At 36.7% G+C, this 19,456-nt stretch carries 19 protein-coding genes; 10 read left to right on the top strand and 9 right to left on the bottom strand.

Annotated features, from left to right (window positions below):
- Nucleotides 1-176 precede the first annotated feature (176 nt).
- On the top strand, nt 177-1,988 hold the full coding sequence (locus tag BCR25_RS19490) for a penicillin-binding transpeptidase domain-containing protein (RefSeq protein ID WP_069665280.1): 1,812 nt from the start codon (nt 177-179) through the stop codon (nt 1,986-1,988).
- Nucleotides 1,989-2,046: 58 nt separating this feature from the next.
- Here the strand turns inward: BCR25_RS19490 and BCR25_RS19485 are convergent, their stop codons facing one another.
- Together BCR25_RS19485 and efbA are read right to left on the bottom strand one after the other, a co-directional pair.
- On the bottom strand, nt 2,047-2,508 hold the full coding sequence (locus BCR25_RS19485; protein WP_069665279.1) for a hypothetical protein: 462 nt from the start codon (nt 2,506-2,508) through the stop codon (nt 2,047-2,049).
- Between the two features lie 22 nt (nt 2,509-2,530).
- Nucleotides 2,531-4,234 carry a fibronectin-binding protein EfbA gene (gene efbA / locus BCR25_RS19480; RefSeq protein WP_069665278.1) on the bottom strand — a complete coding sequence of 568 codons (1,704 nt, stop codon included), beginning with the start codon at nt 4,232-4,234 and terminating at the stop codon, nt 2,531-2,533.
- A 189-nt stretch (nt 4,235-4,423) separates the two neighbouring features.
- Between efbA and BCR25_RS19475 the strand changes: the two genes are divergently transcribed.
- Nucleotides 4,424-5,368, top strand: coding sequence for a DUF7916 family protein (locus BCR25_RS19475; protein WP_069665277.1), 945 nt, complete (start codon nt 4,424-4,426; stop codon nt 5,366-5,368).
- 169 nt (nt 5,369-5,537) lie between these two features.
- On the opposite strand, the gene BCR25_RS19470 is transcribed toward BCR25_RS19475, so the two are convergent.
- Together BCR25_RS19470 and BCR25_RS19465 are read right to left on the bottom strand one after the other, a co-directional pair.
- A complete protein-coding gene (locus tag BCR25_RS19470) occupies nt 5,538-6,656 on the bottom strand; it encodes a 5-methyltetrahydropteroyltriglutamate--homocysteine S-methyltransferase (protein WP_069665276.1) in 1,119 nt (372 codons plus the stop codon).
- 325 nt (nt 6,657-6,981) lie between these two features.
- Nucleotides 6,982-8,643 carry a phosphoenolpyruvate carboxykinase (ATP) gene (locus tag BCR25_RS19465; protein WP_069665275.1) on the bottom strand — a complete coding sequence of 554 codons (1,662 nt, stop codon included), beginning with the start codon at nt 8,641-8,643 and terminating at the stop codon, nt 6,982-6,984.
- A 202-nt stretch (nt 8,644-8,845) separates the two neighbouring features.
- Between BCR25_RS19465 and BCR25_RS19460 the strand changes: the two genes are divergently transcribed.
- From BCR25_RS19460 to BCR25_RS19440, 5 genes are all read left to right on the top strand, one after another.
- A complete protein-coding gene (locus BCR25_RS19460; protein WP_069665274.1) occupies nt 8,846-9,517 on the top strand; it encodes a hypothetical protein in 672 nt (223 codons plus the stop codon).
- 203 nt (nt 9,518-9,720) lie between these two features.
- Nucleotides 9,721-10,212 carry a GNAT family N-acetyltransferase gene (locus BCR25_RS19455; protein WP_245792193.1) on the top strand — a complete coding sequence of 164 codons (492 nt, stop codon included), beginning with the start codon at nt 9,721-9,723 and terminating at the stop codon, nt 10,210-10,212.
- Between the two features lie 354 nt (nt 10,213-10,566).
- Nucleotides 10,567-11,556 carry a tryptophan ABC transporter substrate-binding protein gene (trpX, locus tag BCR25_RS19450; RefSeq protein WP_069665272.1) on the top strand — a complete coding sequence of 330 codons (990 nt, stop codon included), beginning with the start codon at nt 10,567-10,569 and terminating at the stop codon, nt 11,554-11,556.
- A gap of 17 nt (nt 11,557-11,573) precedes the next feature.
- Nucleotides 11,574-12,461, top strand: coding sequence for an ABC transporter permease (locus BCR25_RS19445; RefSeq protein WP_069665271.1), 888 nt, complete (start codon nt 11,574-11,576; stop codon nt 12,459-12,461).
- On the top strand, nt 12,458-13,240 hold the full coding sequence (locus BCR25_RS19440; protein ID WP_069665270.1) for an ABC transporter ATP-binding protein: 783 nt from the start codon (nt 12,458-12,460) through the stop codon (nt 13,238-13,240). The genes BCR25_RS19445 and BCR25_RS19440 overlap by 4 nt, the downstream gene beginning before the upstream one ends.
- 17 nt (nt 13,241-13,257) lie before the next feature.
- On the opposite strand, the gene BCR25_RS19435 is transcribed toward BCR25_RS19440, so the two are convergent.
- The gene (locus BCR25_RS19435; protein ID WP_083242761.1) at nt 13,258-13,713 is read right to left on the bottom strand and encodes a threonine/serine exporter family protein; all 456 of its coding nucleotides are present in this window, start codon (nt 13,711-13,713) and stop codon (nt 13,258-13,260) included.
- A 12-nt stretch (nt 13,714-13,725) separates the two neighbouring features.
- On the bottom strand, nt 13,726-14,487 hold the full coding sequence (locus BCR25_RS19430; RefSeq protein ID WP_069665268.1) for a threonine/serine exporter family protein: 762 nt from the start codon (nt 14,485-14,487) through the stop codon (nt 13,726-13,728).
- Nucleotides 14,488-14,736: 249 nt separating this feature from the next.
- On the opposite strand from BCR25_RS19430, the gene BCR25_RS19425 reads away from it, so the two are divergent.
- Entirely contained in the window at nt 14,737-14,925 is a 189-nt protein-coding gene (locus BCR25_RS19425) for a hypothetical protein (RefSeq protein WP_069665267.1), read from the top strand.
- 29 nt (nt 14,926-14,954) lie between these two features.
- On the opposite strand, the gene BCR25_RS19420 is transcribed toward BCR25_RS19425, so the two are convergent.
- Nucleotides 14,955-15,728: a Cof-type HAD-IIB family hydrolase gene (locus tag BCR25_RS19420; protein WP_069665266.1), complete on the bottom strand. Its 774-nt coding sequence runs from the start codon at nt 15,726-15,728 to the stop codon at nt 14,955-14,957.
- 150 nt (nt 15,729-15,878) lie between these two features.
- Here BCR25_RS19420 and BCR25_RS19415 point away from each other — a divergent pair, with 150 nt between their 5' ends.
- Nucleotides 15,879-16,595, top strand: coding sequence for a response regulator transcription factor (locus BCR25_RS19415; protein ID WP_069665265.1), 717 nt, complete (start codon nt 15,879-15,881; stop codon nt 16,593-16,595).
- The gene (locus tag BCR25_RS19410) at nt 16,596-18,065 is read left to right on the top strand and encodes a sensor histidine kinase (RefSeq protein ID WP_069665264.1); all 1,470 of its coding nucleotides are present in this window, start codon (nt 16,596-16,598) and stop codon (nt 18,063-18,065) included.
- 34 nt (nt 18,066-18,099) lie between these two features.
- Here BCR25_RS19410 and BCR25_RS19405 read toward each other — a convergent pair whose 3' ends face one another.
- Nucleotides 18,100-18,651: a P-loop NTPase family protein gene (locus BCR25_RS19405; RefSeq protein ID WP_069665263.1), complete on the bottom strand. Its 552-nt coding sequence runs from the start codon at nt 18,649-18,651 to the stop codon at nt 18,100-18,102.
- A 16-nt stretch (nt 18,652-18,667) separates the two neighbouring features.
- On the bottom strand, nt 18,668-19,369 hold the full coding sequence (locus BCR25_RS19400) for an FtsX-like permease family protein (protein WP_069665262.1): 702 nt from the start codon (nt 19,367-19,369) through the stop codon (nt 18,668-18,670).
- Between the last annotated feature and the right edge of the window lie 87 nt (nt 19,370-19,456).

The raw sequence follows: 19,456 nt of genomic DNA, 5'->3' as shown, positions 1-19,456 counted from the left end.
TTCGTTACAGTTTTTAATTTGGTACAAAAAAAGGAATTGGAAGAAAAAATTCAAGACTCTAATTTTTGATTAAGAAACAACAGCTATTAAAAAATAACAGCATAAAAGAGGTAGAATAGAAGAGCTGAAACAGAAGAAAAAAACATCTTAAAAATGGTCATTGGAGAGTAGGAAAAATGCAAAAAATCAAACATTTCTTTCAAAACCGCAATCTGTCAACAACTAAAAATAGAAAACGAGTAGGGGTCATTGTTCTATTTTTAACAGTGCTTGTTTTTTTACTTTTTATTACTCGTTTTTCTTATATCGTTTTGACTGGAAAAGTTGCAGGAAATTCATTAGCTGAGAAAACGAAAGAACTGTATGAAGTACATGAAATTTTAGAAGCTAAAAGAGGCGCTATTTTTGATAAAGATGGGAATGTTTTGGTTGAGGATTCAAGTGCGTTTTCGCTCTATGCGATTTTAGATGAAAACTATACTGATTTAGAGGGTAAAAAATTATACGTGCAAGAAAAAGATTGGGATGCGATCGCTACTATTTTTGAAAAACATGTTGGCATCGATAAAGAAACAACATTGAAACAACTGAAACCAAGTGTAAATGATGAAGGCGAACCAATCACAACAGTTGAATTTGGTACAAATGGAAAGAATTTAACGTTTGAAACGAAAAGAACGATCCAACAAGAATTAGACAAACAAAAAATTTCTGGAATCTATTTTAGAGAAGAAAAAAAACGTAGTTATCAAGTCGGAAATTTTGCTTCTTATTTCATTGGGTATACCCAAGCGGATGATAAAGAAAATGAGCAAGGGGTAATGGGAATTGAAGAGGCATATAATGATCAGTTATCTGGAAAAAATGGCTCAAGAAGTTATGAGAAAAATTCTTCATTAGGGGATGTAAAACCCGGAACCGTCAAAGAAACAAAAAAAGTTGATGGGAACGATATTTATACTACACTCGACAGTAACCTACAATTTTATTTAGAGGAATTGATGGATGAAGTGATGAACAACTATCAACCAGAATTAATGACGGCCACGTTGATGGAGGCAAAGACAGGAAATATTTTAGCTACATCTCAGCGTCCTTCATTTGAATTAGACACCAAAAATGGTGTAGAAGCACCTAACTTTCGCTGGAGTAATTTGCTGTTAGAAGAAGCTTATGAACCAGGTTCGACTATGAAAAGTATGATGATCGCGAGTGCGCTGGAAGAAAAGAAATTTGATGAAAATGAACAATTTACCTCCGGAAGTATCAAGGTAGATGATACAACTATCAATGATTGGAATAATGGCGTTGGAGAAGGCAATATGACCTTTCGCCAAGGCTTGGCATGGTCAAGTAATGTCGGAATGGTCACCCTTCAAGAACGCATGCCGGAACTGTGGCAGGAATATCTGACGAAATTTGGCTTTGGTCAGTCGACTAATTTAGGCTTATCTGGCGAGGCAACAGGAGAAATTCAAAATAAAACAACGGTGGATAGAGCGATGACTTCTTATGGACAAGGAATTTCGGTCACTCATCTACAGATGCTTCAAGCCTACACTGCAATCGCAAATGGCGGTAATATGATAAAGCCGAATATTATCAGTAAAATTGTTTCTTCAACAGGAGAAGAAACAACGGTTGAACCAGAAGTGGTAGGAACGCCAATATCCAGTGAAACAGCAAATAAAGTGTTGGAATATATGAAAGATGTAACAACTGATGAGAAATACGGAAAAGGACGAGAATACGCAATGGACGGTCTAAATGTCTCTGCTAAAACCGGAACAGCCGAATTCTTTGAAAACGGCAGCTATCAGAAACAGGATTACCTACATTCAGTTGTGACGATCACCCCTACGGAAAATCCTAAATACATCTTTTATATGACACTTAAAAAGCCTGTATTAAATGGTACATCAGCGAATGACATTATTTCAGGTGTTGCGAACAAATTAGTGAAAAGAGCAATGGTTTCTAATGAATAAATAAAGTTAAACAGAGGTGAAATCACGTTTCCAGTGATTTCACCTCTGTTTCAGACTATCATAATTTAATATCATGAATCGTTTCAGTGATGATCCAGTCATCCATATTTTTATCACGGCGATATTTGAATGGTTCTATCGCTTCTAGTTTATCGATTTCAAAGACAGCTAAACATTTTTTCCCAGCCCATCTTTTATATTGTTCGGTCGACAGGTTTAATTCCTTTTGATAGGTTTCTACAAAAGCGATGGATTCATCTGGCGTCATTTTTTCAGATTCTATTACATCTTTTATAATGGCACGATGAGTTACGATCATGTTTCCGCCAGTTTCAACAAAATAAATGATATCTCCAATTTTTGCTCGACCACCTAAAGGAACTTTTTTTCCAGCTGCTCCGCGAATAATCATCGTTTTTTCATTCGTTAGAAGTTTCTCCAGTTCTTTTGCTTTTGAGTTCAAATAGACTAAGTGTTCAGCTCTACCTTCTTTTGATTGATACCATTCACTGACGGCCATTTTATCCTCTCCTTCAGAATAATTATGCTGGGTTCTTTTTTAGTTTATTCACTAGATCTTCTTCTGGCGTAACATAGAGTGTTTTTTGATTTTCATAAATGACGTAACCAGGTTTAGCGCCATTCGGTTTATGCACAAACTTGACTTGAACATAATCAACAGGTACTTGAGCAGATAAACGATACTTGGAATAATACGCGGCTAAACTAGCGGCTTCAAGCAGGGTCGTTTCAGCTGGTTCATTATCTTTAATGATCACATGAGAACCTGGAATGTCTTTCGCATGCAGCCAAATATCTGTCTTTTTCGCTGAACGAAGGGTCAATTGATCGTTTTGCAAGTTGTTGCGACCAACTAAAATCAATGTACCGTCACTGGAGTAAAATTCTTCTGGTTTACTTTGTTTCGCTTGTTTTTGTTTTTTAGCACTTCGCTTTTTAACATAGCCTTGTTCAATTAATTCCTCACGGATTAGATCGATATCCATTGGTCCGGCAATTTCTAATTGGGCTAATACAGATTCTAAATAACTGATTTCTTGAGCAGCTTGTTCGATTTGAGCATGAACGATTTTAACGGCATTTTTAAGCTTCTGATATTTTTGGAAATACTTTTGAGCATTTTGATTAGGTGTTAAAGCCGGATTTAATTTTATTTTCAGCGGCCGGTCTTCATCATAGTAATTGGCCAACTCGACCATTTCCGCTCCTTTTGGCACCTGACTCATAAAAGTTGTTAAAAGCTCACCGTCTCGTCGAAAGTTTTCCGCAAGTTCAGTATCGGCTAAGGTTTGTTTCAGCTTGATGATTTTTGTTTGGTTTCGTTTCAGTTCATTTTCTAGCTTACGGATCAATTCGCCACCTTGTTGCTTCACTCGATCTTTTTCAGCTTTTCCTCCATAAAAGGCATCAAGTAGTTCGCTTAACGTTTGATAGGTTGTTTGCGGTCCCTCTAATGATGAAAAGGGAAGAGGTGTGAAGTATTCTTTTTTCTTTGTTGTAGTCAAAGTTGGTGTCGTGTTTTCAAGCAGCTCGGACCAGAATGTTTCCCAAACAGACATTTTTTCATTTGGGCGCTCATTTAAAAGAAAAGCAAGTTCCTCTGCCGTGTCTCGACCTAATCCTTGAAACTGCGATTGAAGATACTTCCCATCTAAAACAGCCGCTTGAGATAAGAGTTCAAATACTTTTTCTTTGCTTGCTGTAAAAGGATTTTGTGACTCTTGCTTAGGCGGATCGATATATTCGACACCAGGAAGCAAGGAGCGATAACTATTTTGAGAACTACCGATGTGTTTGATGGCATCAAGAATTTTTCCGTTCTCTTTGTTCATCAAAATGATTGTACTGTGTCTGCCCATCAATTCGACGATCAAAACAATATTTTGCAGATCACCAAGTTCATCTCGTTTCGTAAAAGTAAAATGAACAACACGATCATTGTCGACTTGATGAATCTGATCTAAGATTGCGCCTTCTAAAAATTTACGAAGCATCATTACAAAATTTGGCGGCGTATCTGGATTTGCATAAGCGATTTCGGTTAATTGGATACGGGCATAGCTTGGGTGCGCAGATAATAGTAATTTATGGTTTTTCCCTTTGGATCGTATAACTAAAACAACTTCGTTTTCATAAGGCTGATGAATTTTTGAAATTCGGCCTGTTACTAAAGCTTCAGACAATTCTGAAACCATGGTATGTGTAAATACGCCATCAAATGACATAAACATCCCTCAATTCTATAAACATAATAGTACTATTATAACGGAGTTCCCTTTATTTATAAAGGAAGTGAAAAATAAATTGAAAAAAATGAGGAAATCATAACAAGTGTGTTGTAAATCTCTGCGTATTTTTGAGATGTTTAGTATAATAGATGAAGTAACAGTTTTTAAAATAGGGAGGCAAGCTTTATGGTAAAAAGACTAATTAGTGCAAGCTATAGTGAAGTAGCAAGTATGACCGCTCAAGAATTAAAGCAGTCGATCAAAGCAAGTGAAGGACGGACGATTCTTTCAGAAAATGTTGTGGCTGCATCGCCGCAAGCTGGAGATATCAGTAATGCAGAAGTTGCTGCAGCATTTGGAGCAGATTTAATTCTATTGAATCTTTTTGATTGCTTCAACCCAATCGTACAAGGCATTCCTGGAATGTCATTGGAAGAAGTGATGAATTACTGGCAGCATCCTGAAGAAAATCAAGTTAATCCGATTCCAATCTTAAAGAAATTAGTTGGCCGACCAATCGGAGTCAACTTAGAACCAGTTGATGAGTCTTCAGCGATGTTCAGCGAAAAATTAGAAATTAGTAAAGGTCGTACAAGTTCAAAAGCAACCATTCAAAGAGCAGAAGAAATGGGTGTGGACTTTATCTGTCTAACAGGTAATCCGGGAACGGGTGTAACCAATGCGGAAATTGCTAAAGCGGTAAAAGTGGCAAAAGACAATTTTTCAGGTTTAATCATTGCTGGTAAAATGCATAGTGCTGGTTCAGATGAACCGGTTGTTTCTACTGAGGCAGTAGAGGCATATGCTAAAGCTGGGGCAGATATCCTATTATTGCCGGCTGTTGGGACAGTTCAAGGATTTGCAGAAGAGGATATGAAAGCCGCTGTAGCAATTGCTAAAAAATATGATTTATTGACGATGTCAGCGATTGGAACAAGTCAGGAAAGCGCGAGTAAAGAGACGATTCGCCAAATCGCTTTATTGAATAAAATATGTGGAGTAGATATCCAGCATATTGGTGATGCAGGATATGGCGGTTTAGCTCCTGTAGAAAATATTTATGAAATGTCACTTGCGATTCGCGGAATGCGTCATACCATCAATCGGATGGCTCGTTCAGTTAATCGATAAAACAAAAAAGTATTTAGCACCGAAAAAATAGCAAGAAATCCACAAAATTTTGACGAACATTTTTGTGGATTTTCTTGCTATTTAAAGTTGCTTTTTTCTAGTAAGTTATTACAAGTCTTAAGCCTAAAATAAAACTGATTGTTACTTTTGTTGCGGAGGTTCCTCCATTTTAAGCATCAGACCAAACTTTTTCGGCGATGGTTTTGACTAATTCGATCTTTTTCCATTGATCCTCTTCCGTTAAATGATTTCCTTCGTGCGTTGAGGCAAAACCGCACTGTGGAGATAAACAAATCTGTTCTAGTGGAACAAATTGACTTGCTTCTTTGATTCTGGCGATAATCGCTTCAGGATCTTCTAATTCACCTTTTTTACTTGTAATCAAGCCTAAAACGATTCGTTGATCTTGCAGCTCCTTAAGAGGTTCAAAACCTCCAGAGCGCTCATCGTCATATTCTAAAAAGAATCCATCGAATGCATTGATCGAAAATAAATTTTTCGCAATTGTTTCATAAGAACCATTGTATAACCAGTGAGACTGAAAGTTCCCTTTGCAAAAATGGAAGGTTACAGCTAAATCCGCTGGTTTTTTTGCCAATGCTTGTTCTGTGACATCTTGGAAATCTTGCAATAGTTGATCAGGATCTAACCCATTTCCTTTAATCATTTCACGGAAACGCTCATCAAATAATCCACCCCAGCTAGTATCATCCAACTGTAGATAGCGACAGCCAGCATCGTAAAATGCTTGTATTGCATCTTGATAAGTCGTGATTAAATCTTGTTTGAATGCTGCTAATGAATCATACACTGGATTTTCATTATACTGTTTTGATAAAATCAATGAATCTAAAAAAATCATATTTGGACCAGGAATCGTTTGTTTAGCTAAAACAGGAGCTGCATGCTCTTGAGTAAAACGAAAATGCTCTAAAAAAGGATGATTCTGTGAAAAGGAGAGGGGACTACTTACAAATGTTCCCTGTGCTTCCGTTGTGATGCCAAATGCAGTTGTTTGGAAGTCGTAAACAGTGATGCCGTTTAATCCAGCGATAAAGTCTAAATGCCACCAACGTCGGCGAAATTCACCATCTGTGACTGCGTGTAGACCAGCCTGTTTTTGCTGTTCGATCAATTGAATAATTTCTTGATCTTCAACTTGGGTTAATTCTTTTTTTGAGATTGTTCCTTCTGCAAAAGCTTGACGAGCTTTTTTTAATGTATCCGGTCGTAAAAAACTACCAACGATATCGTAGCGAAAAGGGATTTTACTTGAAGTATTTGTCATAATTGTTCCTCCATTAATTCAGTTTAATTAAAAATAAAAAAGAGGATGGAGCAGTGCAGTCCTGTTCCAATAAAATAAGAAGGGATTACTGCTGCTTCCACCATCTATTTGGATTCCATGTGAATGAGCTATGACGCAAAGAGTTATGTGCTGCATATTATTTAGAAAAGACAGCCTTCTTGTTCTGTGAATCATCTTTTTCATTAAATGAGACGCTCTTATGAATATCATAAAATAGCATTTTTTCATCGTATTTTAATTTATTCATCATTAATGAAAGTATAGGCTAGGTCAAAATGTTTGTCAACAGATGCTTGATGGTCATTTATGTCGTCTGTTCTTCCAATTCTAAAAGTAGATGCTGAATCAGTAGAGCTGCTTCTTCTGGAAGTGCATTGTAGCCAGCCATTAAAGTCCTTTGTTCTTGAATAAAATGTAATCGACGCTCAAAATTTGTTCGTATTTTTTTTAGATAGGTTGGGTCGTCGAATGTAGGTTCTAATGTTTCAATGGGGACATAACTCATTGCTGTTAAAGGACCAAATGGAATAAAATGATCCTCGTGATCAATAATCAATTCGATACAAGCGAGTGTCTGGTCAGGTGTAATTTTTTCCTTATTAAAGTAGCCTGTATTCAAGATATAGCAGGTAACCTGTTGTTTTTCAAAAAGCTCTTTAAAATTGTAATAATCTTCGGCTAACGGATAACAGCGAAATGGATTTGCAAAAGGTTCGATAACTAGTTCATCCAAGTTTGTTTCAGGAGTAACATTTTCAGCAGTAGAACGTTTTGTAGCCAATGTTAAGCCGAAGACAGCAGCGAGGACAGGATCATCGATTCTAACAATTGGCGGTAGACTGTCGTCTTTCATGATCCAATAGACCGCATCTAACTTTTCAGAAACAGAATCAATTCGATTCGGAGTTGCAAAACGAGATTTAACTGTTCGACCATTATTATTTCTGATGTCTTCTGTCACTAAAACCTTTTGATTTTTTTCATCAAGGGTGACACCAAGATTATGGCCAGTCAAGAAATACTTTATGCCGGGATCTTTCATCGGATAATCTTGGGTTTTATCAAAATAAGCAGGTTCCAATGCAACAGTAGAACCATCCTCTTTTGAAATAATAAAAGCATCGTCATGTAAAACGGAGACAGCATAGTTATGCTGATGTTCAGCTAAAGTAATCGTTGACTTACCAGAACCAGATAGTCCAAAGACAGCCATCGTATAGTTTGAATCAGCCAGACGATATTGTTTGAGACCACCATGACAAGCAATAAAACCATTACGATGAGCGATTGCCCAGGCAAGAGTCAATGTGGCCTTTTTCAACTCTCCAAAATAGCGAAGTCCCAAAACTGCAGCGACATTATGCTCTGGATCGATCAGTACAAGTCCGTCAGGAAAATCAGGATGATGCCACTCAGGATCAGCATATAAATAAATATCACCTTCTGTATACGCCGTTGACGTGGAATAAAGAGCCTGATACTCTGGCGTTAGACATTGAAAATTCAGCAGATAAGCATAAAGACTATGCTCAAATCCTTTAGGTAGTTGAAGATGCGCTTTGATCATAAATGTTTCAGAAAGTCCGATGATCGCTTCACAAGAGTAAAATTCTTTGTTGCAGCCGTTATAAATAGCTTCACGTAAAATACCGCTATAGAGTTGTTCATCCACGCCTGGCTGACCGATCACTTTTCTAGCGGCAGCAGTCCGTCCAACAATTTTTCCATCATTTGCAACTAATACTTTTCCATCACTAGGTAATCCCAATTTTTCTGGCGCATAAATCGGCAGATCTGTGACGATACTTCCAGAAGCCGCTTTAGCGAGATGATAGCTTTCACTGAGCTGGTTGATCTTAGTGACATTATTCCTATAAAAGCTTGTTTCAATGATGCTTCGAAAAGTAGAGAGTAATGGATTTTTCTTTGTGATTTGTTCGATTGTTATTTTCTCGATAGAACTCATAGTCATCCCTCCTAGTTTTGTCATGTTCATTTTATCACAAAAAATACCGCTTACAAAATGCAGGTGGACAAATTTTAACTACGCAAAAGAGAATATGAAATTTTTCGATTATTTGAAATGAAGGGGAGATAAATATTTAATACTAGGAAAAAAAAAGAAGTACAGGTATAATATAAGTGAAAAGTTGTAAGGAGAGAAGCAAGTGAAGAAAAATTTTATTGATACAAAAGATGATATTATGATTTATTTGAATAAACAAAAAAAGCTAACGGCGATTATCATTGGAGCAGTTGTTGTATTTATTATCAGCTTGTTTTTGATTGTACCTAGAGTACAAGCCAATATTCGTGCTTCCCAAATCGATTCATTAGTCAGTGAAACGACATTAGCTAAAAAAGCTAATTATTTAAATGCGAAGACAGCAGATGAAGAAATTAGTGAAAAAACAGCAATGACCGTTTTATTTACAGTTCCTAGTGGGAAAACCTATGATGATACAATCAAAGTCTTAAAAGATCCAGAACAAATGAAGTCGCTTAACCGTAGTATCTTTATTTACCCTATTGTCTATAATGCGAAAAAAGTAGAAGACAAATACAAATTAAAGCAAGATGAAGCAACCGTTATCTTTTTTGAAAATGGCAAAGAGAAAAATAGATTTGTTTTAAATGACGAGCAAGAACTAAAAACAACACTGATACCAGCCTTAAATCAGTTGCCATTAGCCAGTGTTGAACCATCTGCACAAACGCCAGAAGCAAATACAACACAGTCAACAACCGAGACAACGCAAACAACTGAAGAATCACAAGGACTTGAGGATCAAGGGCAAGTTCCTGAGCAACCAGCTGAAGTAGAGCTTCCAGCAGAGTAAAGCAACTATTTAGAAAGAGGGGCTTATGATGAAAGAATTATTTTTTATCCTATTACTGGGTCTTTTGTTTATGAAACCTAAGCTAGAGCGTGTTTATGTGAGAAGTGATCGCCGTGACAGGGATTAAATGGCGGGAGTTGGCAACTGATTTGTTAAAAAAGAGGACTCAGAGAGTTACTGAGTCCTCTTTCAATAGGGATCACTTGAAAAAAGTTCGAATAAATGAAACGATTCGTTTAAGCCCTTTCGATGAATTTCGTTATGAATCTTTAAAATGGTATCAGGATCCTAAGAGCATGCGCAATATTGTCGGCGCTGAAACAACTTACAGCAAAGAGCAGATCCAGCAAATGTACAGCTGGCAAAACACGCATGGCTTGCTTTATTATATCGAGTATCATGATGGCCGGAACTACCAGACGATCGGAGATGTTTGGTTAGCAGAGGATGATTATGCGATTGTGATCGATCAAAAGTTTCAAAACCGTCATATAGGTAGAACTGTAACTAAATATTTTATCTATAAAGCAAAGAAACTAGGGAGAGATTGCATTACGGTCAGTGAGATATTCAACTGGAATAAAGCGTCTCAAAAAATGTTTACTCGTTTAAATTTCTATCCTTACAAGCAACAAAAAGATAGCTGGAGCTATCAAAAACGATTGAAAAAGCAGCCTTCACAAGAAAAAGAGTAAATTAAATTGTGTTTTCACCTTTTTTGGACTTGACGAACAAATGATTCGTAGTGTAGACTACTTTTAACAGAGAAACTATAGGAGTGATTACATGACTAAACTATCAAAACCATTAGAGCAATTGAATAATTCATGGCAAAACTGGCGTAGATAGTTGTATGTATGATGCTCTCATAGATACAACAAATTAGAAGCTATTTCTAAAGTTTGTATCTATGTCGGTTTATTAGTGATGATGTGTGACCGCATAGATGAATCATCTATGCGGTTTTAGTTTGAAAACAACGACCGCTCCTTTTAAGGATTTGTCGTTGTTTTTTTGTTTTAATTATTTATTATTGAGGGGGAAAAGAAATGAGAAAAAATCGATTGACCATTGTTGTAGCGGCTATTATTCTCTTTTTAATTGGTTCATTTTTTGTTGAAAAAAAAGAGACGGCAAAGGAAAAGCTGCCGACAGTTGGAGTGCTGCAGTTTGTCAGTCATCCTGCATTAGATCAAATATATAAGGGAATTCAAGCAGGCCTGAAAGATGAAGGATATGAAGAAGGAAAAAATATGAAACTTGTTTTTCAAAATGGTCAAGCGGATCAAAGTAAGCTTGCTACGATGAGCCAACAATTAGTACAAGAAAAAAAATCTGATGTTCTCATCGGAATCGCTACTCCAGCGGCACAGGCATTAGCAAATACGACTTCGGAAATACCGATTGTACTTGGTGCGATTACTGATCCGGTGAGTGCCGGTTTAGTGGATAGTAATGAAAAGCCAGGAAGAAATATCACTGGCGTTAGTGATAAATCACCAGTTGATGCTCAATTTGATTTAATTGCCCAACTGGTACCCAAGAGTAAGAAAGTCGGGATTCTTTATGCTTCATCTGAGGAAAATTCAAAATACCAAGTGGAAGAGGCAAAGAAAATCGCTGAAGAAAAGGGAATGACGGTTAAAACATTTGCTGTACCTTCTAGTAATGAAATTGCTCAAACCGTTCAGGTAATGACCAGTGAAGTGGAGCTCATTTATATTCCGACAGATAACACGATCGCTAATGCCATGCAAACAGTGGTCAGTGAAGCCGATAAAGCAAAAGTTCCGATTTTTCCTTCAGTAGATACGATGGTTGAGCAAGGCGGTGTTGCAACAGTAGGTATCAACCAATTTGACTTAGGTGTACAGACTGGTAAAATGGCTGCCGCAATTTTGTCAGGTAAATCTCAAGCTGCAACAACACCTATCTATACGTTTAAAACAGGTGACATCATTATCAATCAAAAACAAGCGGATAAATTAGGGATAACACTTCCTGACAATATCCGATCAAAAGCGAAAATCATAGAATAGAAAAAGGAGTGAAACAAATGATTGTTTCTGCAATAGGACAAGGTATGCTATGGGCAATACTAGGGTTAGGAATTTTCATGACCTATCGCATTTTAAATTTTCCGGATATGACAACAGAAGGCTCATTTCCATTAGGCGGAGCCGTTTGTGTCACCGCAATTACGTCGGGGATTCATCCGATTTTTGCAACATTATTAGGTGTTTTAGCGGGAATGTGCGCAGGATTAGTGACAGGGTTACTGTTTACAAAAGGAAAAATACCTGTGATTTTAGCAGGAATCTTAGTGATGTCCGGTTTAAACTCAGTCATTCTATATGTGATGCAAACACCAAATCTTTCTTTATTGAACCAACCAAAAATTCAAGATTTCTTTCTAAGTTTAAACTTACCAAACTATTATGATATTGTTTTTTTAGGTGTTATTTTCCTTGTGATCATTATTAGCTTACTATTGTTTTTCTTTAATACAAATCTGGGACAAGCGTACATTGCTACAGGTGATAATGAACATATGGCTCGGTCCCTTGGAATCAAAACAGATTCAATGAAGATTTTAGGGCTGACGTTATCGAACGGTGTGATCGCTTTGTCGGGCGCATTGATTGCTCAAAATGATGGTTATGCAGATGTGAACAAAGGAACAGGCGTGATCGTTATTGGTTTAGCATCAATTATTATTGGAGAAGTGCTTTTCGGGGAATTAACGTTTGCAGAACGTTTGGTTGCTATTGTAGTTGGTAGTATTATCTATCAGTTGCTTATCTTACTAGTAATCAAATTAGGCTTCGATACGACCTATCTAAAAATATTCTCTGCTGTTATTTTAGCATTGTGTTTAATGATCCCTCAATTAAAAAAGGCGCTGAATCTTCACTTTTTACCCGAAAAGGAGGTTGAAAAATGAGTACAGTACTTGAACTTAAAAATGCGACGAAAAAAATCGATAATGGCTTGAATGAAACAAAAGTGATTTTAGATCATATCAATCTAACCATCGAGCAAGGTGAATTTGTAACAGTTTTAGGAGGTAATGGCGCTGGTAAAAGTACACTATTTAATAGTATTGCTGGAACGTTGGCCTTAAGCGAAGGTGATCTGTTCATTAATGATCAGAAAATTACTCATTATTCTGAAGAAAAGCGTGCTGACTTTTTCTCACGGGTTTTCCAAGATCCTAAGATGGGAACAGCGCCTAGAATGACTGTTGCAGAAAATTTGCTGCTGGCTATGTATCGAGGTCAGAAAAGACGATTACGTTTAAGAAAAATCAATGAACAGAGGGCCTTTTTCACAAAAATTTGCAGTGAAATCGGCAATGGATTGGAAAATCATTTGGATACACCATGTGGGAATCTTTCTGGTGGACAAAGACAGGCTTTAAGTTTGCTGATGGCAACCTTAACAAAACCTGATCTGCTTTTATTGGATGAGCACACTGCAGCATTAGATCCAAAAACCTCAAAACAGTTGATGCATTTGACTGACCAGCGCATTAAAGAAGCAAATTTGACTTGTTTAATGATTACTCACCGAATGGAAGATGCCCTTCAATATGGAAATCGTCTGATCGTTTTGCAAAAAGGACAAATCATCAAGGATTTGAATAAAGAAGAAAAAACAAAACTGACATTGCAAGATCTATTGCTATTTTTTGAAGAGGAAGCAGAAATAGCCGTTGATTGATAAAAGAGGAGCCAAAACTACACCTTCGTTTTGGCTCCTCTGTTATCTAAAATGTTTTTCACCAGTCGTTCGACGATACCTGTTACCATAAATCCAGCCGCAATCGCTCCAGCGGTCATGATTACTTTGATAATTAAGTGCACACCACTGATATAATCGCCAAGAACAATACTTCGAACGGCTTGATAGGCTGGACCACCAGGTACTAAGGGAACAAGACTAGGGATATTAAAAATAGTCATAGGCATTTTTTTTCTACGTGAAAAGAAAATACTCATCAAGCCAATGCCGATAGCGCCAAGGAAGTTAGCGAAAATCGCACCAGCCTCTAAATTTTTGGTAGACCAGAAAATCATCCAGCCAACAACACCGGTGATGCCGCATGCGTTGAGCAATTTTCTAGGTACATTTGTAACAATTCCAAATGTAACAGTACTTAAATAGCTAAATAAAATATGAACCACAATCGTCAAGATGATTTCTCCTTACATAAATAATTTAAAAATAATTGCAATACCGATACCAATAGAACCTGCTACAAAAATTGCTTCAGTTGCGCGTGCGGTTCCGCTTAGTAAATGTCCAGCCAAGATATCTCGGAAGGAATTAGTAATTGCCACGCCAGGGACTAACGGCATCACTGCCCCAATAATGATATTGTCAATATTGCCAGCCAAATGAAACCTCACTGCTAAATAGGCTAATAATCCTATCGTAAAAGAAGCCAAAAAATCGTCTAAAAATTTGATGCTCAGCCATGCATTTGTAAAATAGGAAACACAAAATCCAGCCATTCCAATAAAGAACGTCGCAAAAAAATCATCCCAGCTACCACCAAAAATATACATTAAAGTACAGCTGACAATTCCTGCAGCTATGATCTGCAGTGTGATTGAATAAGTGGGGACTTCAGAATTAATATTGGCCAGCTTTTGATTTAATTCTTCTAAAGTGATCTCTTGATTAGCAAATTGACGTGAAAGCGTGTTGACGAGTGCTACTTTTTCTAAATTGATACTTCGCTCTGTCACATTCTCCAGTTGTGTAAAATTACTAGAACGAAACCCCATAAACAGCCCAGTGGCAGTAACGTAACTAACACTTTCTTTTTGCCCAGCATTTTCTGCGATTCGATTCATTGTATCTTCGACACGATACACTTCAGAGCCGCTTTCAGTCATTATTTTTCCTGCCAACAGGCAAGTATCTAAGATTAATTGTATGTTGTTTTGCTTTACATTATCCATGAGTAAAACTCCTTGCAGTAAAATATACGTAAAGTCAGTGTATCACTTTTCTTCAGGGTTTTAAATGGATTGTGCTTTTACTTTTCGTGAAAATAGTTATTTTTACAAAGTGAATTGCTTAAAATTTGCTTAGAATACTAAAGAAACACTAAAAAAACATAGGAAAGTTCACAGATACACAAAACTTCCTTGCATTTTCTATCTAAAAGTCCTATCCTTATGGTAACAAACCAAAGGGGTCTAGATATTATGGACAAACAGTGGTCACTTTATTCAATAAGCAGTTTGATTTTACTCGTATTATTAGTAAAAACATTTGAGCAAGGGCATATTGCCTTGAGTATTTTTCTACTAGTACTCTTATTGATTCAAGTGACAGGAGCAGTTATCTGTGTACATCAAAAAAGACATAAAAAAGAAATCCCATCTTCTAAATAAGAAGTGGGATTTTTTGTTATGTCCATTCATCAAATCAAATCAAAATGTTTTAAGGCATGAACAATACCGCCATCTGTATTGTTTTTAGTAACATAACTTGACCGTTCTTTTAGTTCAATACGTGCGTTACCCATGGCGATTTTATGCTCACATGCGTCAAACAAGGCAAGATCATTGATGCCGTCTCCAAAAGCAAATGTAGGGACTTTAGGCAAGTTCAACGTTTGAAATAAATTTTTGACACCAGATCCTTTTGATACCCCTTTTCGAACCGTATCAATCGAATAAGGACCGTTTCGATAAAAGGTCATTTCAGGAAAGTGCTCTAGATAATGTTCATCTCCATCTTCTGAGAGAACTAGCATCATATTAACAGGTCTATTTTCACTATTTGTCGTATCGATCACAGGTGGTTTTGAATGAATAAATTTGTAGGCATTTGTAACGATTTCATTGTGCCCAGAACACCAAATATGACGATCATTATAGTAAGAAATTTCATGACCAAGTTGTTTTACATGCATGTGCATCTTGGCGCATTCTTCCGGTGTAAATTCATTCGAATAAACACTTTTCCCTTCAACTTGAATGAACTGACCATTCATGACGATTGCTGAATCGATGCCGCTGTCTTTCATAATAGTTTCAATTTCAACCAGTGTACGTCCGGTCGCAATCATCGGTAGGACATGATTTTCTTTCAACGCCTGAATAGCTGTAGTGATTTCTTGAGTAATTTGTGATTTTTCATTTAATAATGTTCCGTCTAAATCAAAAAAAGCAACTGCTTGGATGTTTTCCATAAATTTTCAACGTCCTTTCATCCTTAATCTTATCAAAAATCGAAGAAAAGACAAAGCTTTTTTGAAGAAAGATAGAAGTTATTGGAGCTAGGTGATTTTTAGAGTATAATATAAGTGACGTTAATTATAATGGAAAGAGGCGACAATACAATGAATGTACTAATGATAGAAGATAATGAATCTGTATCAGAAATGATGCAAATGTTTTTCTTAAATGAGGGATGGGAAGCAACTTTTAAATACGATGGTAAAGAAGGGCTGGATGCTTTTTTAGAAATGCCGGAGAAATGGGACATGATCACCCTCGATTTAAATCTACCTACGATGGATGGTATGTCTGTTTGCCGAGAGGTACGGAAGGTCTCAAATACTGTACCGATCATCATGCTTACAGCCAGAGATTCTGAAAGCGATCAAGTGATCGGCTTAGAAATGGGCGCAGATGATTATGTAACTAAACCGTTTAGCCCGCTAACATTGATTGCGAGAATCAAAGCGCTGCACCGACGTTCTGAAATTGGAGAACATATTGACAGTTCAACACTTTCAGATGATAAATTTGATGTAGCAACCGATCATTTCAAAATGAACACAAAGACGAGGGAAGCGTATTTGGATGATAAACAAATCGATGGATTGACACCCAAAGAATTTGATTTACTATATACGTTAGCGAAAAAACCAAGACAAGTTTTTTCACGTGAGCAGCTTCTTGAAATGGTGTGGGATTATCAATATTTTGGTGATGAACGAACCGTCGATGCCCACATCAAGAAATTACGTCAAAAAATTGAAAAAGTTGGACCGCAGGTGATCCAAACCGTGTGGGGTGTAGGGTATAAATTTGATGATTCTGGAGTCGCTTAGATGAAATATTTACATCAGCAATTACTCGCTTTTTGGGGTGTGATCATTTTAATTATTTTGATCGTGGGGACCTCATTCACGCAACTAACTAAAAAAACCTTACAAGATACAAACTATGAACAGTTAAGAGGGTACGCTAAATCCGCCTGGCAAGCAAAGGATTCAATCAATCGGCAACCTGGAATGACAGATCAGGACACTTGGAATGCATCATTTCATTTGTTTGAGGGCTTTTTAAGCAATCAAGACGTTCAATTTGTTTTTTATGATATGAATATGAATGTTCAATATCCATTGAATCCAGAAAAAAAATTAGATGATTCTGTGATCAAAGCGAATTGGTCTGGTTTGATGGAAGGAAAACAGGAATATGCAACTGTCGACAAAGATATCTATGGGACTAAGCAAGTCTCTTCTTATGTGATGCTTCCTGTGACGATGACAGATATTCAATCCCAGCAAAATACGATCATTGGAGCGTTAGTGGTCACACAGCCGGCAAAAAATGTTTCAGATAGCATGGATGCGATCACCTCCAATTTATTTAAAGGATTTATTATATCAAGTATCGTTGGTTTATTTTTAAGCTATTTCTTTGCCAGTTTCCAAGTGAAACGAATCAATCGAATGCGAAAAGCAACGAAAGAAATCACGAGTGGAAATTTCGATGTGAAATTGGCAACGCATGATAAGGACGAATTCGATGACTTAGCTGAAGACTTCAATAAGATGGCTGAATCCTTGAAAGAATCCCGAGAAGAAATCGATCGTCAAGAGGAACGGCGTCGACAATTTATGGCGGACGCTTCTCATGAAATGAGAACGCCTTTAACAACGATCAATGGCTTGCTGGAAGGTCTTCAATATGATGCGATTCCAGAAAGTCAAAGAGAAAATGCCATCAAACTAATGCAAAATGAAACATCACGATTAATCAGATTAGTGAACGAGAATTTAGATTATGAAAAAATCCGAACGAATCAGATTAGCATTGTTGTGAAGAAATTCGATGCCACAGAAACATTGAAGAACATCTTAACGCAATTAGAAGCAAAAGCTGAGTCAGCTAACGACCGTTTAATTTTAGAAACGCAAGAGTCGATCGATGTGTACGCTGATTATGACCGTTTTGTTCAAATCATTGTCAACATTATCCAGAATGCGATCCAGTTTACCCAAGATGGAGAAATCCGCGTAAGCCTTCAAAAAGGGTATTTGGAAACGATTGTCACTATCACGGATACGGGTATCGGCATGTCAGAAGAACAAGTTCAAAATATTTGGGATCGCTATTATAAAGTTGACCCTTCAAGAAAAAATACAAAATATGGTGAATCAGGTCTTGGCTTATCGATCGTTCAGCAACTGGTCCGGCTGCATAAAGGCAAGATCAATGTGGAAAGCACAGAAGGAGAGGGAACCAGCTTTACGATCTCTTTCCCTGACGTAGAAATTCAAGATGAAATGTAAATAAAAAACGATCAAGATTAGCTTGATCGTTTTTTTATGCTATATTAATGATTTTATCTACATAAGGACTTTCAGCAATCTGAATGTCATTGGTTAATACGAGGATCGCTTTTTTCTTTTCTTTAGTAATTTTTTGCAATAGGGGCAGGAGTTCCTGACGTTGACTTATCGATAATTTTTGAAAGATATCATCGATAATGATAATGTCTTTATCGATCAATAAAAATTGGACTAGCTGTAGCTTGATTAATTCTAAAGTAGTTAAGTCACTTTCTGATTTCAGCAAGCTGTCAGTTGATAAACCAACATATTGAAAGTGTTGAGTAAGCAGCTGCTTTTTGTCTTTTTCCTTGATCGACGTACCAACAAACAAATTTTCTTGAATGGAAAGATAAGGTAAGAAGGTATTTTCAGACAAAATAAATCCGATTGCCATAGACTGTTTCAAGTCAAATGTCTTGTCGATAAGGAAATAAAAGTCTGCCTGAATACTTTGTTGATTTTCTAATATAACTGTCATATGCTGTTCTTGGAACAGTTCGTTAAAACGTCCATTTGTCCAAAAAGCTTCCAGAGAAAAATCCATTCAATCACGTCCTTAATTAATACTGTGGTCGTTTCTTTAAAAACGTATAAGATGAAGCAATAGTGCTTATTGTTGCTGCGACAATAAGTAATAAGCTATTTTTAATAAATGCAGTGCTGATGTTATGTGTGTCCAAATTAGTGATTCCAAGTGAAATGAAGTTTGTATTGCTGTTTGTGTGCATAATTTGATTTGGTGTACTCTCGATAATAGCGTTAGAAGAGAAAAAGGCTACACGTTCCAATCCTAATAGTTGACTGAGCCACGGCTTGATAGACGTCAAAAGAAATTCATACGTGTGCTGACAAACCAATAAAGCGACTGCAGTGAAGAGAACTCCGGCAAGTAATGGAATAAGCGTTTCTAAAACAGCTTGCTTAATGATGAAGTGATTTTTAAATCCCATGATTCGCCATTTTAGCATATCTTGTTTTTTTATCTGTATTGCTGAAAAAATCAAACCACAGATAAAAATTAAGGCAACGACTAAAAGTACTATGTACATCACTGAATATAGGTGTATCAGTTTTTGATAATTTTTTACATAAATTGAGATATTCGCTAATTCTTTGACTTCTGTATAAAAAATATTCTCAATATCGATAAGATTTAACAGACTAGTCGATAGAGTAAGAAAAAGTATCGAAAAAATTCCAAGACTAAAAGAAATTTTTTTATGATAGGAAACGCTAGCAAAGGCGTAACGTATGTTTTTCAAATAGATTCACCTCACATAAATCAGTATAGAATAAGAATATGAATAATCTATGAAAAAGGTATAAAAAAGCTTGAGTAAATTACTCAA

This window comes from Enterococcus termitis, from assembly GCF_001730305.1.
GTDB lineage: Bacteria > Bacillota > Bacilli > Lactobacillales > Enterococcaceae > Enterococcus_L > Enterococcus_L termitis.
The sequence above is the reverse complement of the archived record's forward strand: the minus strand, read 5'-3'. Positions and strand labels throughout refer to the sequence as shown.

What these genes read in the sequence shown, in the direction of transcription:
- BCR25_RS19490 (WP_069665280.1), top strand. Translation starts at nt 177, where the DNA reads ATGCAAAAAATCAAACATTTCTTTCAAAACCGCAATCTGTCAACAACT.
- BCR25_RS19485 (WP_069665279.1), bottom strand. Translation starts at nt 2,508, where the DNA reads ATGGCCGTCAGTGAATGGTATCAATCAAAAGAAGGTAGAGCTGAACAC.
- efbA (WP_069665278.1), bottom strand. Translation starts at nt 4,234, where the DNA reads ATGTCATTTGATGGCGTATTTACACATACCATGGTTTCAGAATTGTCT.
- BCR25_RS19475 (WP_069665277.1), top strand. Translation starts at nt 4,424, where the DNA reads ATGGTAAAAAGACTAATTAGTGCAAGCTATAGTGAAGTAGCAAGTATG.
- BCR25_RS19470 (WP_069665276.1), bottom strand. Translation starts at nt 6,656, where the DNA reads ATGACAAATACTTCAAGTAAAATCCCTTTTCGCTACGATATCGTTGGT.
- BCR25_RS19465 (WP_069665275.1), bottom strand. Translation starts at nt 8,643, where the DNA reads ATGAGTTCTATCGAGAAAATAACAATCGAACAAATCACAAAGAAAAAT.
- trpX (WP_069665272.1), top strand. Translation starts at nt 10,567, where the DNA reads ATGAGAAAAAATCGATTGACCATTGTTGTAGCGGCTATTATTCTCTTT.
- BCR25_RS19445 (WP_069665271.1), top strand. Translation starts at nt 11,574, where the DNA reads ATGATTGTTTCTGCAATAGGACAAGGTATGCTATGGGCAATACTAGGG.
- BCR25_RS19440 (WP_069665270.1), top strand. Translation starts at nt 12,458, where the DNA reads ATGAGTACAGTACTTGAACTTAAAAATGCGACGAAAAAAATCGATAAT.
- BCR25_RS19430 (WP_069665268.1), bottom strand. Translation starts at nt 14,487, where the DNA reads ATGGATAATGTAAAGCAAAACAACATACAATTAATCTTAGATACTTGC.
- BCR25_RS19425 (WP_069665267.1), top strand. Translation starts at nt 14,737, where the DNA reads ATGGACAAACAGTGGTCACTTTATTCAATAAGCAGTTTGATTTTACTC.
- BCR25_RS19420 (WP_069665266.1), bottom strand. Translation starts at nt 15,728, where the DNA reads ATGGAAAACATCCAAGCAGTTGCTTTTTTTGATTTAGACGGAACATTA.
- BCR25_RS19415 (WP_069665265.1), top strand. Translation starts at nt 15,879, where the DNA reads ATGAATGTACTAATGATAGAAGATAATGAATCTGTATCAGAAATGATG.
- BCR25_RS19410 (WP_069665264.1), top strand. Translation starts at nt 16,596, where the DNA reads ATGAAATATTTACATCAGCAATTACTCGCTTTTTGGGGTGTGATCATT.
- BCR25_RS19405 (WP_069665263.1), bottom strand. Translation starts at nt 18,651, where the DNA reads ATGGATTTTTCTCTGGAAGCTTTTTGGACAAATGGACGTTTTAACGAA.